The 15854-nt window shown below is 35.1% G+C and carries 13 protein-coding genes and 1 other annotated feature; of the genes, 3 read left to right on the forward strand and 10 right to left on the reverse strand.

Going from position 1 to position 15854, the window contains the following annotated elements; translation table 11 throughout:
• Positions 1 to 261: 261 nt before the first annotated feature.
• The 5 genes from pulA to pepV form a co-directional block, all read right to left on the reverse strand.
• Positions 262 to 2409, reverse strand: coding sequence for a type I pullulanase (pulA, locus tag C2I06_RS11825; protein ID WP_123258093.1), 2148 nt, complete (start codon positions 2407 to 2409; stop codon positions 262 to 264).
• 58 nt (positions 2410 to 2467) lie between these two features.
• Positions 2468 to 3442 (reverse strand): nuclease-related domain-containing protein, encoded by a 975-nt coding sequence (locus tag C2I06_RS11830; RefSeq protein WP_095332463.1) that lies wholly within the window; start codon positions 3440 to 3442, stop codon positions 2468 to 2470.
• A 28-nt stretch (positions 3443 to 3470) separates the two neighbouring features.
• Complete coding sequence (gene thpR / locus C2I06_RS11835; RefSeq protein WP_123258094.1) at positions 3471 to 4046, reverse strand: RNA 2',3'-cyclic phosphodiesterase; 576 nt, start codon at positions 4044 to 4046, stop codon at positions 3471 to 3473.
• A gap of 339 nt (positions 4047 to 4385) precedes the next feature.
• Positions 4386 to 5246 (reverse strand): D-amino-acid transaminase, encoded by an 861-nt coding sequence (dat, locus tag C2I06_RS11840; protein WP_095332467.1) that lies wholly within the window; start codon positions 5244 to 5246, stop codon positions 4386 to 4388.
• Between the two features lie 24 nt (positions 5247 to 5270).
• Complete coding sequence (pepV, locus tag C2I06_RS11845; protein WP_095332469.1) at positions 5271 to 6689, reverse strand: dipeptidase PepV; 1419 nt, start codon at positions 6687 to 6689, stop codon at positions 5271 to 5273.
• 178 nt (positions 6690 to 6867) lie between these two features.
• On the opposite strand from pepV, the gene C2I06_RS11850 reads away from it, so the two are divergent.
• Complete coding sequence (locus tag C2I06_RS11850) at positions 6868 to 7329, forward strand: NUDIX hydrolase (RefSeq protein ID WP_095332471.1); 462 nt, start codon at positions 6868 to 6870, stop codon at positions 7327 to 7329.
• A gap of 399 nt (positions 7330 to 7728) precedes the next feature.
• Positions 7729 to 7950, forward strand: a complete 222-nt coding sequence (locus C2I06_RS11855) for a DeoR family transcriptional regulator (RefSeq protein WP_016202849.1) — start codon at positions 7729 to 7731, stop codon at positions 7948 to 7950.
• A 145-nt stretch (positions 7951 to 8095) separates the two neighbouring features.
• On the opposite strand, the gene C2I06_RS11860 is transcribed toward C2I06_RS11855, so the two are convergent.
• Positions 8096 to 8818 (reverse strand): pseudouridine synthase, encoded by a 723-nt coding sequence (locus C2I06_RS11860; protein ID WP_123258095.1) that lies wholly within the window; start codon positions 8816 to 8818, stop codon positions 8096 to 8098.
• Positions 8819 to 8904: 86 nt separating this feature from the next.
• A complete protein-coding gene (locus C2I06_RS11865) occupies positions 8905 to 10530 on the reverse strand; it encodes a putative polysaccharide biosynthesis protein (protein WP_095332475.1) in 1626 nt (541 codons plus the stop codon).
• Between the two features lie 315 nt (positions 10531 to 10845).
• Between C2I06_RS11865 and C2I06_RS11870 the strand changes: the two genes are divergently transcribed.
• Positions 10846 to 12114, forward strand: a complete 1269-nt coding sequence (locus C2I06_RS11870) for a BaiN/RdsA family NAD(P)/FAD-dependent oxidoreductase (RefSeq protein ID WP_095332477.1) — start codon at positions 10846 to 10848, stop codon at positions 12112 to 12114.
• Between the two features lie 55 nt (positions 12115 to 12169).
• Here C2I06_RS11870 and C2I06_RS11875 read toward each other — a convergent pair whose 3' ends face one another.
• The 3 genes from C2I06_RS11875 to leuS form a co-directional block, all read right to left on the reverse strand.
• Entirely contained in the window at positions 12170 to 12352 is a 183-nt protein-coding gene (locus C2I06_RS11875; protein ID WP_047944513.1) for a sporulation protein Cse60, read from the reverse strand.
• 253 nt (positions 12353 to 12605) lie between these two features.
• On the reverse strand, positions 12606 to 12911 hold the full coding sequence (locus C2I06_RS11880) for a rhodanese-like domain-containing protein (protein ID WP_095332479.1): 306 nt from the start codon (positions 12909 to 12911) through the stop codon (positions 12606 to 12608).
• Between the two features lie 138 nt (positions 12912 to 13049).
• Entirely contained in the window at positions 13050 to 15470 is a 2421-nt protein-coding gene (leuS, locus tag C2I06_RS11885; protein ID WP_095332481.1) for a leucine--tRNA ligase, read from the reverse strand.
• A 53-nt stretch (positions 15471 to 15523) separates the two neighbouring features.
• Positions 15524 to 15748, reverse strand: a binding site (T-box leader).
• Between the last annotated feature and the right edge of the window lie 106 nt (positions 15749 to 15854).

The following is a 15854-nucleotide window of genomic DNA, read 5'->3' on the forward strand; positions in this document are numbered from 1 at the left end:
AAAGAAAAAGGACATAGTATCCATACAATTATACTATGTATCCAATATTTCCAATCATTTTATATTAAATTTTACTTAAATACTTATTTTTAATTGAAAGTTTCTCATTTAAATATTATCTCTTATTTCATTTTTTAGTCAAGTGAATCTCCAGTTAAAATAAATATTTCTCTTAAAAAATATCGGATTCTCCTATTAAGAACATCTCTCGTTAAATTCCCACTATTCAGGCAATAGTATTCTCACTTGCCAAATAGCATGCTATTTGGCAAGTATCGTTACACTACTTGGATTAACTATTAGGCTGTCTCCATGTATTGTTGGATAGTCCTCTTCATATACAATTCCGTCTTCCACAAGTATCTTCCATTCATTTTCCGGACAAAAGCCTTTCTCTGCAGAATCATTACCATTTATCAATACGATGATAGTTTTCCATTCTCCAAATTGCTGCAAATCATTTAAACAATACTGGATAACTTCATTTGCTTGCTGATTTATAGTTACATGTTTTTGGATTTCCTCCACAGATCGTAACCGGAAAGCACGATTATTTTTTCTTAGGGAAATTAATCCTTTTATATAGTCAACATTTCTTAAGAATTGGTCTTTTCTATTCCAATCTAACTGATTAATCTCATCAGGCGATTGATAACTATTTTCCACACCAAATTTTGTGCGAAAAAATTCCTGTCCCGAATGCAAGAAAGGGATTCCTTGACTTAGAAGAACAAGAGAAGTTGCCAGTCGGTGTTTTTTACTCTTTTCTTCATCTGATGCATCTGGAAAGCAAATATCGATTTTATCCCATAAGGTATGATTATCATGTGATTCTACATAGTTTACAGATTGCCCTGGTTCAAAAAACATGCCACCTTCTTTATAGATTCCAACGCTACCAGCTAATAATTCAGCAATTTCTCCTTTATATTGCTTATTTCCAAGCGCGTACCCTCGATCATATTTATCAAAGGTGCTCCCCTTTATTTTATCTCTAAATTGATCATTAAACTGGCCAATTCTAGGCAATGATTGTTGATTAGCAATAATGGCTTTCTTGTCATGATTGATGGGGGTTGCAAGATCCCAGCCTTCTCCAATAATTAAGATGCTCTTATCAACATTATCACAAATTGTCCGGACTTCATTCATTGTTTGGCAATCAAGTATTCCCATCAAATCAAAACGTAATCCATCTATTTGATATTCCTCTATCCAAAAACGAACGGAATCGACAATAAATCTCCTTACCATCGATCGTTCAGAAGCAATGTCATTCCCTACTCCAGTTCCATTTGCTGGCATACCATGCTTATCATAGCGGAAGTAATAACCTGGAACGATTTTTTCAAAAGAGGAATCTTCCTTTTTATAGACATGATTATATACAACATCCAAAATGACACGAATGCCTTGTTCCTGTACAGCATGAATCATTTCTTTCAATTCATTAATTCTTACATAAGGATCCATTGGGTTTGTTGAGTAACTGCCCTCTGGAACATTATAATGGGAAGGGTTATAGCCCCAATTGTATTTTTTTAGCACCTCTAGCTCATCAATTTCTTCAAAGTCATGTACTGGGAGGAACTCTATATGGGTGACGCCTAAGTCTTTAATATAGGTTAGCCCTGACAGATTGTTTTGGGGCGTTTGCGTATTCAATTCTGCCACTCCAACATATTTGCCCTTTTGCTGAATTCCACTGTCAGGATGTATCGTTAAATCGCGTATATGCGCTTCGTAGATGATACTATCTACATCCTGTTCTAACGGCGGCAAGGCTGGTTTCTGCCTTTTGGTTTTATTTAAGTCAACGATTACTCCTGTTTCCCCATTTACAGAAACAGCGACAGCATATGGATCAATCGCTTCTTTCCATTCCAAGTTAATAAGGACTAGATAGCTGTAATAATAACCTTCCAAATCTGCTAAATAGGTTGTTTTCCAAACACCTTTTTCTTGTCTTTCCATCTCTACAATCCGTCTTTCCTTACTAGATGGATCTGGAGATTGCAGCACTAATTTCACTTGTTGGGCAGTGGGAGCCCACAGATAGAAAGTGCACTGATCGGAAGCATAATGAACACCTAGTGGTCCATCATAATAAAACTCCTCATCAAATAAAGGTGTTCTGATAACCGCACCTATCTGTAAATCTGTCACACCTTTATTTCCATCTTCGACTTCATATTTTTGCCCGATCTGTATCTTATTATGCGTACGGCATTTGTACTTGACGAAATGCTGCATTTTTTCTTTGGATTCAATCACAAGATTAGTAGCTTGATTAGTCCCTCTTAATATAAATGATGTTGATTCCCCTTGGAAATACGAATAGGGAAGTAGAACAGTTATTATTGACATTTCATCTAAATAGGCAAAGAAACTCCTTCTTATCGATAACAAATCCCTCAACTCCCTTTTCTCATGAACATCTATCTATTCTCAACTTCCCCATTATTGCTTATGATTCCTCTGTATCCCATTCATACCTTCTTTTTGCATTCGTCAAACCATAATGTAAAAGACTTTCTGCTGCTTTTAATTGAATTGCTTTAATTGGTGAATGGTTATTTCTCATTTTATGAAACCATTCTTCATAGTTTCTTTTTTCGATAATTTTCAAATCATATGGTGGTGCTGGAAAATCAACATAGCCATTTCGGGTAAGGATTACTTTTTGTACAGGTAAAGTAATGTCATACTTTTCTAGAATACCCTTTACAATTTTCTCTGTTCTGTTTATAGATATGACAGGACTAAGAATCTTTTTCTCCTTATCCCCCTTTTTTTTAAGCCAAAATTTATCATTCGAACCAACAAAGACGGCTGAGTTCTCTGCTTCAAGAACATGTATACACCAAACATCTGTTGGTGTAACTATAATGGTGTCCAATTCAACAGGAGCATTCTTCAATTGAAATAGCGGTTGATAGAGAACCAAAAAGGTATCTGGGAATCTTTGCAAGAAATATTTTAATAAATCATCATAATAAAGTGTTTTTTTTACTTTTGACATTTCTGTGAGCGTAGAACTGGCCCATTTGAGCTGAAATTCAAATAATTGATTTAGAAACTGCTGTTTTAACTCATCGATTGATTGTGGATGTTTATATTTTTTGGCATCGTAATCGAAGTCTAGTTCTTCTTCATCTTCTTCCTTTTTTTCGCTTTCATTTATTTTTGCCGTTTCTGCATCTTCCAACTTATTTCGATTTAAGATGGTTTTCTTTACTCTTTCCAGCAAAGTCGGTTTTTCCATTAACCAGTTGTCTTCTATTGGATTCTCTATGTAAAAGAGACTTCTGTCTTTAGTATCAAAAGCTCTCTTTAATCCTGTCCACTGTTGTTTTTTTAAACGAACAAAACGTGATGGATACAAGACGATGTTCTGCTCATATCGTGAAACATAATCTTGCAATTTGATTAACTGCGCCAAGCTTTTCCCCCCCTATATTACAATGTTTCTATTGCTTGTAATTATGAAAGCTGTAACTATTTATTATCTCATATTTGGGTATTTTATCCATATGTGTTTGAAACAGATGAATGCTATCAACATTAGAAATAAAATTTTTAGGCATTGAAAACTCGTTTAACTCCCGCTCTGAAAAGATGGTGTCTTCCTTCCATTTTCTCGCTAAAGTCAAATGTGGATGAAATGGCCGTGTTTCTAACTGAAAACCAGCCTTGCTGCTTACAGCAAAGACCTGATTTCTTAACTCAACCAGTTTCTGCTCTTCTTTCATCCCTGCCCAGAAAATCCGCGGATTTTGTCGCTGACCGAAAACACCCAAATGATCTATATGTATTTGAAAATTAGTACTTAAAGGAGATGATTGATTTAAAAGAACATGTAACTTTTCCTTTTGTTCATCGGAGGCATTTCCTAAAAAGGCAAGTGTAATATGATAATCTAAAGGATGCACCCATTTCTTAAAAGGAAATTTTAGTTGTAACTCTTTTTGTATCTTTTCTATTTCATTTATAACTTGTACATCTGGCTTAATACCAATAAAGTAATGAGGAATAGTTGTCTTCATATCTAATCTTCCTTTTAGCTTTTTTCTCCAGATTGTTATTTCCTCATAAAATTCATTAAATTCTGGCCTCTCTTAACGCACGGCCTTGTATTTCCTTTATAAGAAACATACTTTACGGAGAACAGCCTGTCTTTGTTTTGTTATAGCTCCTAGTAACTTTATTCTATTATATAACCTATCGGATTAATTTTAACCGTATCTGTGTACGATATTTTAGAAATATATATGCTTACTATACCTTACTTTCCATTGAATTACTTTCTTAAAAAAATGAGTTGTCTCAGAAACATAGCTATTAGCCAGCCTGAAACAACTCTTTTTTATTTTTATAAGCAAAAACTAATTGCTTATTTGTCCACACTCACTAATGATTGCATCAACAAATAAATTTTGGAGTTTTTTTGTCATTTCTCCAACTTCCCCTTCCTTGACGGGGACATTATTCACAGAAACGATTGGTGTTACTTCGGAAGTTGTACTGGATAAAAAAACTTCGTCAGCATCGATTAAATCTTCGATAGAAAATGCCTTTTCTTCAACCTCAATCCCATTTTCGCCACATATTTGAATAATTTTTTGTCTAGTAATTCCATTTAATATAAATTGATTTGCTTCGTGTGTTTGAATCTTTTCGCCATTAACAATCCAAATATTTGAAGAGCTACCTTCTGTTACAGATAACTCTCTATACTGGATGCTTTCATAACAATCTGCTTCTGCAGCTTTTTGTTTCGCCATTACGTTTCCAAGCAAATTTAAACTTTTTATATCACATCGTGACCATCTAATATCTTCTACGGTAATGGTACTGACACCATTTTCCAGATTATCAAGTGGTCTATTTAATGTTTTAGTATAAGCTACAAAGGTTGGAGTAACTGCTTCTGTTGGGTAGCTATGATTTCGCGGGCTCACGCCTCTTGTGAATTGCATATAAAGGATACCGGTGCTTAATGAGTTTTTTGCAATTAACTCTTCTAAAAGATTAGTTAATTCTGAGATGGAATAAGAAATAGCTATGCCTATTTTCTCGCTGCTTGCAGATAATCGTTCTAGATGTTCCTTCGCCATGAACATTTTACCATTGTACACACGGATTACTTCATATATCCCATCGCCAAACTGATAACCTCTATCTTCAATATCTACTTTCGCTTGTTCTCTTGGTATAAACTCCCCATTCATTAACACCATTCTCATTTTCTCTTCTCCTTTAATAAAACATTATTTAGCTAATTCATATATTGCTTGTGCATAAATAGCAGTTGCCTTCAACAAATCTTCTATATACATATATTCATCTTTTTTGTGCGCAATATCTTCTCTTCCTGGAAAGAGTGGTCCGAAAGCAACTCCTTTTTCTAGCGACCTAGCATAAGTGCCTCCACCAATTGATAAAAGCTTCGCCTTTTCACCAGTTTGCTCTTCATAGACTTTGCTTAGTGTCTGAATTAATTCAGAGTCTTTTTCTACATAATGCGGTTTAGAATCCGTGAAATTTTCCAAGCTGAAATTATGTTCTGCTAGTAATTTTATTAATTTTTCTTTTGTTTGATCCATATCATTGGTAACAGGATAACGTACTGTCTGTCCTATTTTCCCACCATGATCTGACTGATAATCCAATATCCCAGCATTTAATGTCAGCTCTCCTGTTATCTCATCCTCAAAATCGATACCAAGTTTTTTCCCTCTAGAGTCATTCACAAAGAAGTTTCTTACAAATTGAAAATAATGGTCCGCTTTTTCATCCAATTCTAACTCTACGAGAAAATCAGCCAGCTTTAATCCAGCATTTATGCCATTATTAGGCTCTAGACCATGTGCTGAAACTCCCTCTAATTCTAATACTAAATCGCCATTGTCAACTAAATAGCGGCCAGGGATATTTTCAAGTTTCAAATAATTTTGATATCGTTGAATAATCTCCGTTTGCTCTCCTTCTTTGACTTCTAACACAGCTTGCGCAAAGTCTGGGACCATATTATATCTTCTACCTGATGAAAAACAGAGAATTTTAACTTCACCCGAATCGCTAGATGCTTCCGTGTATTTTTGTACAATGTCAAAATCAGAAATTCCTTTTTCCGCATAAATAATCGGAAAATCTGCATCAGGAGCAAAGCCGATTGTAGGCATACTTTCTTCTTGAAAATAAGTCTCTACACATCTCCAATCACTTTCTTCATCGGTTCCAATAATCATTCGAACCTCTTTCGTTAAGGGAAGGTGCAGCTCCTTCACAATTTTCATTGCATAGTAAGCAGCCATTGTAGGGCCTTTATCATCTAAAGCGCCTCTTGCGAATATTTTCCCATCGCGAATCTCTGCCTTGTAAGGATCACTTGTCCATCCATCTCCCTCAGGAACAACATCTACATGGCAAAGAACCCCAACGCTTTCTGTTCCCTCACCATAAAGTAAATGTCCAGCAACATTTTTTACATTCTTACTAACAAAACCATCTTTTTCACCCAAGGATAGCATATAGGTTAATGCTTCTTTCACACCTTTTCCAAAAGGTGCATCCTCTGTTGCATTTTCTTCATCTAATACACTCTTAATTTGCAACAGCCCTTGCAAATCCTTAATAAAACTATCTTTACGATTATGTACTTCATTTAACCAATCAATTGAACTCATAGCTGCCTCCTTGCAAGCTTATAAATATATTATAGGAAAAACATATCATAAAACGCTTTATATGAAAAATAAAAGCTTTAAATCCCTATTCCACTAAATTATCATTAAGTATAGTATACCTTTTATTAAAAACAAAGCTATACTTATTTAATCTAGCATATGGAAGGAATGTATTTAATTGGGATACGTAGAAGATTTAAGAAAGCTTGTCGGAAAAATGCCTATTATTCTTGTTGGAGCAGTAGTTATCCTGTTCGATAAAGATCAGAAAGTACTTTTGCAAGAGAGAAAACATCCTAAACATGTGTGGGGTTTACCTGGTGGATTAATGGAATTAGGAGAAAGCACAGAAGAAACAGCAAAACGAGAAGTTTTCGAAGAAACGGGTCTGCAAATAACGAATCTTCAATTATTATCCGTTTATTCTGGGAAAGATTATTTTGCGGTGGCCGCAAATGGGGACCCTTTTTACACCGTAACAACTGCCTACTGCACTTCAGAATATGAAGGAAAGCTCAAAAATGATCAAGAGGAGGCATTCAGTCTCCGATATTTCAATTTAGATGAACTACCAGAAAAAATGGTCGGCAGCCATAGAAGAATGATTGAAGACTTTAAAAAGAATTTAAAGAGAATTTAAAAAACCTTATCCCGTTTTATTTTTTTATTTCATTTGGTTTATCAACCACAAAAATCGGGAAAGAAAGTTATTTACTAACTTTTCGCATTTTTATTCATATCATAAACATAAATCCCATATGATGAATGTAAAGAAACCCTGCAGGGGGTGGTAAATAAATACATAAATAAGCAAATATTTTGTAAATTAACGCAAATAATGTAGAATATATTAGTAAATAGGGGTACAATATTTATATAGAATTTCATTCTATTAACTATTTCACTATTTATTTAACCAGTTGAAAAGGGGTTGTCTGTGGAAAAGAAAATTACATACGCTTGAAGATTTTACTCTTCAAATAAGCTGTCGGTCGCTGGAATTTGCCAAAGGTTTGAAAAAAGGATAGGGAGTGGTTTATTGAAACCTTCAACTAACCGGATGTTAAACCGTATCAAATCCGTCTACATGTTTATTAGTAAGCGTGGAACTGTCACAACACAAGAGCTAGTGGAGGAATTTGGTATTACTCCGCGAACGATTCAAAGAGATTTGAATGTGTTAGCTTATAATGACTTGGTACAAAGTCCAAGTCGTGGAAAATGGACAACAACTAGAAAAAAAGTAAAAATGACATCCTAAAACGAATGGAACGAACTTAAGTTTAAAATTTGTTTAATAAAAAGCAAAAACCTTACTAGATTTTCAGGAAAGGATTGATATTTTCCTAAAATCCAAGTAAGGTTTTTACTTTTACTCCACTAATATGAGCTATTATAGCCATATTCTAATTATTTACTTCATAGTTTCTTAACAGCTCTATTTCTTCTTCTGTCAACTCCCGATATTCTCCAAGCTCTAGTGTTTCATCCAGTTCCAATGGTCCCATGGAAATCCGCTTTAAATAAACAACTTTTTTCCCAACACTTTCAAACATTCTTTTCACTTGATGAAATTTCCCTTCTGAAATCGTTAGTTCAATATCAGAAGTTTCGCCAGCTTTTAATATTACTAGGTGACCAGGCTTCGTAAGGTATCCATCATCTAAAACAACGCCCTTTTTAAATGCCTCGATATCCTCTTCGCCTACTTTCCCACTTATAACGGCAAAGTACGTTTTCGGAACGTGTTTTTTGGGAGATAATAAACGATGTGCTAATTTGCCATCATTTGTGAGCAGAAGTAAGCCTTCTGTATCCTTATCCAACCTTCCTACAGGAAATGGATTATAAACGGAATCCTCTATTTGCAGAATGTCTACCACTGTTTCTTCTCTTGTATCTTCAGTTGCAGAAATAATGCCAGGTGGCTTATTCATCATTAAGTAAATAAACTCTTTGTATTCGACTATTTCATTATTTAACGATACTTCATCCTTTTCCGGATCTACTTGATGCTTAGCATCTTTAATAATTACATCATTTACTTTTACTGCCTTATTTTTCAGGAGCATTTTCACTTCTTTTCTACTTCCGTACCCTAAATTAGCGAGCATTTTATCTATTCGCATATAAACTCAACCTCTATCTATTATTTCTATTTTTAAAGGCTCTTTTCCTATTATTTAAAAGCTTACTTCCTACTGTTTCTCCTAAATTAAAAAGGAAGTCTTAATTTTTGTTTTATTTTATTAGCTTGCTCTCCAAAAATGCGATAAATCAATTTAGAGCGGTAAGCTAAATATACGTACATGAGAACTCCAAAAATAGCTACAATAACAACCATTAATAAAGAAGCTACAACGGACTCTGTTGATAAAAATAACCGGAGTAATGAATAGACAATATTTGTTACAATATACATCATTACCGAAAATCCAATGATGAGAATGCTTCTTCGAATAACTATTTTATAGGAATAATTTGCGTATGCCTTTATTACCCCTAAATTAATGAGGATAGATACTGTATACCCTAATGAAGTTGCAAGGATAGCGCCATTTGTTTCCCATCTTTCTATAAACGGGATATTTAAACTTAATTTAATTAAAATCCCTACTAATAAACTTAATATAGTAAATCGTTGCTCATTTAACCCTTGTAAGATGGACGCGGTAACTGGATAAAGGGAAAAAAGAATGGCAACAGGAGCATACAATCTTAGCACTTCTGCACCCATTAGAAGATCTTCTGTCCCATAAAACAACCGATACACTGGCTCTGCTAGAACAGAAAGACCAATACATGCGGGCAACGTAATAAATAATAAGACTTGGAAAGTTTGATTTAAGTTTGTGGCAAGATCGGTATGATCCTCTTTTATAAAGGCTCTTGTAATCATTGGAATTAATGCCATCGAAAAACCAGTTGCAAGCGATACGGGAATAATAATGATTTTATGGGTTTGGTAATTAAAAATATTTAAGGCAGTTTCAGAGATTGAACTTAGCCCAATACTACTCATCGCACGGTTAAAAGTAACGGTATCGATTGCCTGAAATAACGGATTCGCCACTCCCACGAAAACAAATGGAGCAGCAGACAAGAGAATTTCTTTATACATAGAGCGCAGACGAATATCTGTCTGCATGCCTTTATCATATAATAAAAGATTATCATACTCATCTTTACTTTTTCGCCAATACAATAACAGCACAGCAAGTCCACCTATTGCACCGACAAATGCTGCAAAAACGGAAATACTGACTGCAGTAATCAATTTTCCTTTTAATATAAACAGAACAATTGCTGATCCGCCAAGTAAGAAAACAATCCGAACAATCTGCTCGATTACTGTCGAGACAGCTGAAGGTGCCATTGCATCATGCCCTTGAAAAAAGCCTCTGATTAAACTCATAAATGGAACGACAATCAATGCGAAGCTTACTGCACGGATAACTGTTGTAACCTGCCCTACGGTTGAGGTCAAGTCATCATCTGATATAATAAGCCCTGCTAAAAAGGGAGCTGCTGCATATAAAGCTAAAAAAGACAGGACCCCACTTGCCAGCATGATCACTAATCCTGACTTAAATAATCTTCTTCCTACTTTATATTCTCCCATTGCATTATATTTCGAAATAAATTTACTTACAGCCAATGGAATACCAGCTGTTGCAATACTTATTACAATAGTATAAGCTACATAAGAATATTGATATAGCACTGTCCCTTGTTTTCCGACAATCATATTGAATGGTATAACATAAAATAACCCTAACGCTTTGGATATAATGGTCCCAAGTGTTAAAATAAATGTGCCTTTAAGCAATTTTGATGACATAAAATCCCTTCCTTAAACGAAGCTCTCTTAAAACGTTACACAAATAAGTATTTTACCACGAAAATAGGTAATAAAATATATTCGATTAAAAGTAAATATGAACATTTTCTAACACACTATTAGTAGTGTACCCTTTCTTAAAAAGAAACGCTACTTTTAATAAAGAGCATGATGCGGTTATGGATTACTATAAAAGGAAAGAATCCCCTTTTTTAAAATTAGTGGCTAACAGACATATTCCTTTATAAGATAGATAGATACAAACTAAAATAATAACAAAGAAAACGACACTTTTTCAAGAAAGTAGGATGTAATATGCAATATGATGTAATCGTGATTGGCGGAGGACCATCAGGATTAATGGCCGCAATTGGAGCGGCAGAACAACAGGCGAAAGTATTACTAATTGATAAAGGAAATAAGCTTGGCAGAAAATTAGCCATTTCAGGTGGAGGACGCTGCAACGTAACTAATAGGCTTCCAATAGAGGAAATCATAAAGCATATACCTGGAAATGGGCGTTTTCTCTACAGTGGATTTTCTGAATTTAACAATGAAGATATTATCGCTTTTTTCGAAAAGCTGGGGATTGCTTTAAAGGAAGAGGATCACGGCAGAATGTTTCCTGTTTCCAACAAAGCACAGTCAGTCGTAGATGCCTTATTAAGCGAACTAGATAGATTAGGGGTAACTATTCAGACCAATTCCCCAGTAAAGACAGTAAACTATCATGAAAATAAAACAAAAACGGTGATTCTACAAAATGGTGAAACTAAAACCTGTAAGTCACTGATCATTGCAGTTGGTGGCAAATCTGTACCACATACTGGTTCAACAGGGGATGGATATGCATGGGCTAAAAAAGCAGGGCATACAATAACGGATTTATTTCCAACAGAAGTACCTATCACTTCGAAAGAAGCATTTATTCAAAATAAAACCTTACAAGGGGTTTCACTAAGAGATGTAGCATTAAGTGTACTTAACCCGAAAGGCAAACCTATTATTACCCATCAAATGGATATGATATTCACCCACTTTGGCATTAGTGGTCCAGCCGTATTACGATGCAGCCAATTTGTCGTGAAGGCAAAGAAAAAATGGAATTTAGGGGAAGTGAAAGTTTCCATTGACTCATTTCCTGATAAGAAAGAAGAAGAGCTTTTTCAAGATACAATGACATTGCTGAAAACTGAACCAAAGAAAGCAATTAAAAATACGTTAAAAGGTCTATTAATAGAACGATATTTATTATATTTGCTGGAGCTAGCAAATATCGATCCAGCAGCTCCATGTGCAACTATTTCTCAAGATAAAATTAGAGTCTTTGTTGGTCTATGTAAAGCTTTCACCTTTGATGTAAACGGAACGTTACCGATAGAAAAAGCTTTTGTCACTGGCGGTGGTGTATCTATAAAGGAAATTGCTCCTAAGACAATGGAATCGAAAATGACGGAAGGATTGTTCTTCTGTGGTGAAATATTAGATATTCACGGATATACTGGAGGTTATAATATTACATCAGCTTTTGTAACAGGAAGGCTGGCAGGTGTCAATGCTGCTTTAGTTGCTAAAAGTGAATAAAAAATAAGCAGAGGTGCTTTCCATACAGGCACTTCTGCTTTTTATTTTTCTCTAATTAAGTTCTGTAAATAATCATGGAGGAAAAACAATAGATTTGATCCTCCTCATCCTCTTGCATGGCTGCGACATTGTATTTGATATCGATTAATTTCTTCTCATCTATTTTCTGTAAAAATTTATTCATCTGTAATTCTAGATCCTTCTCGTGCTCTTGATCAAATAATTTTACTTTAATCATCTTTTCTTCCTCTCCCTATTATTTTGTAGGTTATAGTTAAAGGATAGACAAAATTCTTACTATTCAATCAATTCTATAAAAACTTTTAACTTTCTTTTGAATTTCTTAGCAAGCTATTCTTATACTTTCAGAGTGTAGACACTTTTAGCTTTCATTTAAGTTATGTAAACGAAGTCCATATAAAAAAGCTCAAAGAATAAAGGAGAATAATACCTTATCTTTAAGCTTTTTCGCTTATATTAGCTATCAGCCTTTAAACTGTTTTGCCATGCCAATTTAGCATGCCGCCTTCCATATTTACCACTTTGAAGCCTTGGTCTTGCAAATAGTAACATACATTTTCACTTCGTCTACCTGAGCGGCAAATCATGATATATTCTTTATCTTTTGAAAAGTAATCTAAATTTTCAGGGATGCTATTCATCGGAATGTGTTTTGCTCCAGGAATAATTCCTTCTGCTACTTCTTCGTCTTCCCGAACGTCAACTAATTCTAGCTTTTCTTCATTAGTCAGCTTTTCCTCTAATTCCTCAGTAGTAATTGTTTTTATCGTATCCATTTTATTTCCTCCATTATCACCTTTTATACTGTGTATATAGTTTCTCTCATTGTAATATAGATTAAATGACTATGTTATGCAATTAGTCTGCCTAATTGACCGAAAGAGGAGGCTGTCAAAAAAGACAGCCTCTCCCTTTTAATTTGCAACGATATTAACTAATTTACCAGGAACGGCAATAACTTTACGTACTTGCTTGCCATCAATCTGCTCTTTAACTTGGCTATCTTCCATAGCAATCTGCTCTAACGCATCTTTATTAGCATCCGCTGGAACCATTAGTTTCGCTTTCACTTTACCGTTAATTTGTATGACAATTTCGACTTCATCATCAACCAATTTTGCTTCATCATATGCAGGCCATGCTTCATAGGCAATGGATTGATTAGAACCAGTAATGATCTGCCATAGCTCTTCAGTAATATGCGGGCAAATTGGAGAAAGCAACTTCACGAATCCTTCCACATATTTCTTCGGAATACGATCTGCTTTATAACATTCATTGATAAACACCATCATTTGCGAAATGGCCGTATTGAAGCGAAGTGCTTCAAAATCCTCTGTTACCTTTTTCACTGTTTGATGATAAATTTTATCTAGCGCCTTCATTTCCTCTATATCTTGAACTTTAGAAGTAAGCTCTCCATTATCATCAACTAACAATCGCCAAATTCGATCTAGGAATCTTCTTGAACCATCAAGTCCATTTGTTGACCATGCAATTGCAGCATCTAATGGTCCCATAAACATTTCATACAGACGAAGTGTATCTGCACCATGACTAGCTACAATTTCATCTGGATTTACGACATTTCCTTTTGATTTACTCATTTTTTCATTATTTTCACCGAGGATCATTCCTTGATTATATAATTTTTGGAATGGTTCTTTCGTAGGAACAACACCTAAATCATAAAGTACTTTATGCCAGAAGCGTGCATATAAAAGATGCAAGACAGCGTGTTCTACTCCACCAATATACATATCAACTGGTAGCCATTCTTTAATTTTCTCAGGGTCAGCAATCTGCTTGTTATTTTTCGGATCAATATAACGCAAGTAATACCAGCTGCTTCCAGCCCATTGCGGCATGGTATTTGTTTCACGTCTGCCTTTTTTGCCAGTAACTGGATCAACTACGTTTACCCATTCTGAAATATTCGCTAACGGAGATTCACCTGTTCCAGATGGCTTAATTTCAGATGTTTCTGGAAGTGTCAATGGTAATTCCTCTTCTGGAACACCTGTCATTGTGCCATCTTCCCAATGGATAATAGGAATTGGCTCACCCCAATAACGCTGGCGGCTAAATAGCCAATCACGAAGTCTATAAGTGATTTTCTTCGTTCCTATTTCTTTCTCTTCTAACCAATTAATCATTTTGATAATAGCTTCTTCTTTATTTAAACCATTTAGAAAATCAGAATTTACATGTTCCCCATCACCAGTATAGGCCTCTGTTTCTACATTTCCTCCAGCTACCACTTCTTTAATTGGTAAACCAAATGTTTTAGCAAATTCATAGTCTCTTTCATCATGTGCAGGTACAGCCATAATACTTCCTGTACCGTAGCTGACAAGGACATAATCAGCGATCCAGATTGGCATTTTTTCGCCATTTGCTGGATTGATCGCGTAAGCACCAGTAAATACACCCGTCTTCTCTTTCGCTAAGTCCGTTCTTTCTAAATCACTCTTACTTTTAACCTTTTCTAAGTAAGCTTCTACATCTGCCTTTTGCTCTGAAGTTGTAATTTTCTCTACTAAAGCATGTTCAGGAGCAAGCACAGCATAAGTTGCACCAAATAATGTATCTGGTCTTGTTGTAAAGACAGTGAATGACTCATCATGATTGTCAATTCGGAAGGTAACTTCTGCTCCTTCTGAACGCCCAATCCAATTTCTTTGCATTTCTTTAATACTTTCTGGCCAATCTACTTCATCTAAATCTTCTAACAAACGATCAGCATATGCTGTTATTCTTAATACCCATTGACGCATCGGACGTCTTTCTACTGGATGTCCACCACGTTCACTCTTACCATCAATAACTTCTTCATTAGCTAGAACCGTTCCTAATGCTGGACACCAATTTACTGCTACTTCATCGACATAAGCTAAGCCCATTTCATACAATTTGAGAAAAATCCATTGTGTCCACTTATAATATTCTGGATCTGTTGTGTTAATTTCGCGATCCCAATCATAGGAAAAGCCTAATGATTTAATTTGACGGCGGAATGTGTCGATGTTTTTTTGTGTGAATTCAGCTGGATGGTTACCAGTATCTAGCGCATATTGTTCTGCAGGTAAACCAAATGCATCCCACCCCATTGGATGAAGAACATTAAAATCCTGCATCCTTTTCATACGCGAGAGAATATCTGTTGCTGTATAGCCTTCTGGATGCCCAACATGCAGTCCTGCTCCAGATGGGTATGGAAACATATCTAAAGCATAAAACTTTTTCTTGCTTTTTTCTTCACTTGTTTTAAAAGTCTTGTTTTCTTCCCAAAACTTTTGCCATTTCTGTTCTATTTTCTGATGATTAAAACTCATCTTAAATCCTCCCATAAAGTTGTTTTGACCAAAATAAAAAGCCGCTCATCCCAAATAGGGACGAGAGGCATTATGTATAATCTCCCGCGGTACCACCCACAATTAGTGAATAAATCACTCGCTTCATTATCCTTTAACGCAGGTGTACGGCAAGCATTACTAAAAGTTCACACTTGCAACTCAAAGGTGAGTTCAAGATGTTTTTGACTGACTTGCACCATCCGTCAGTTCTCTTCTTTCAAAAGGGCATCTTTACTATTCCTTATCCTTGTTGATTACTTATATATGTTTTTTATTGTATTGTATTTTAATGTATGTTGCAAGTAGTTTTCAGATTAAGTACATATTAATAAGAGAAATCAAATTAGTCGTTTTGCAACTTAA

Source organism: Niallia circulans (assembly GCF_003726095.1).
GTDB classification, from domain to species: Bacteria; Bacillota; Bacilli; order Bacillales; family Cytobacillaceae; genus Niallia; species Niallia circulans_A.

Excerpts from the sequence above, each read along its gene's own strand:
- thpR (WP_123258094.1), bottom strand. The coding sequence starts at position 4,046 with ATGAAGACAACTATTCCTCATTACTTTATTGGTATTAAGCCAGATGTA.
- dat (WP_095332467.1), bottom strand. The coding sequence starts at position 5,246 with ATGAGAATGGTGTTAATGAATGGGGAGTTTATACCAAGAGAACAAGCG.
- pepV (WP_095332469.1), bottom strand. The coding sequence starts at position 6,689 with ATGAGTTCAATTGATTGGTTAAATGAAGTACATAATCGTAAAGATAGT.
- C2I06_RS11860 (WP_123258095.1), bottom strand. The coding sequence starts at position 8,818 with ATGCGAATAGATAAAATGCTCGCTAATTTAGGGTACGGAAGTAGAAAA.
- C2I06_RS11865 (WP_095332475.1), bottom strand. The coding sequence starts at position 10,530 with ATGTCATCAAAATTGCTTAAAGGCACATTTATTTTAACACTTGGGACC.
- C2I06_RS11870 (WP_095332477.1), top strand. The coding sequence starts at position 10,846 with ATGCAATATGATGTAATCGTGATTGGCGGAGGACCATCAGGATTAATG.
- C2I06_RS11875 (WP_047944513.1), bottom strand. The coding sequence starts at position 12,352 with ATGATTAAAGTAAAATTATTTGATCAAGAGCACGAGAAGGATCTAGAA.
- C2I06_RS11880 (WP_095332479.1), bottom strand. The coding sequence starts at position 12,911 with ATGGATACGATAAAAACAATTACTACTGAGGAATTAGAGGAAAAGCTG.
- leuS (WP_095332481.1), bottom strand. The coding sequence starts at position 15,470 with ATGAGTTTTAATCATCAGAAAATAGAACAGAAATGGCAAAAGTTTTGG.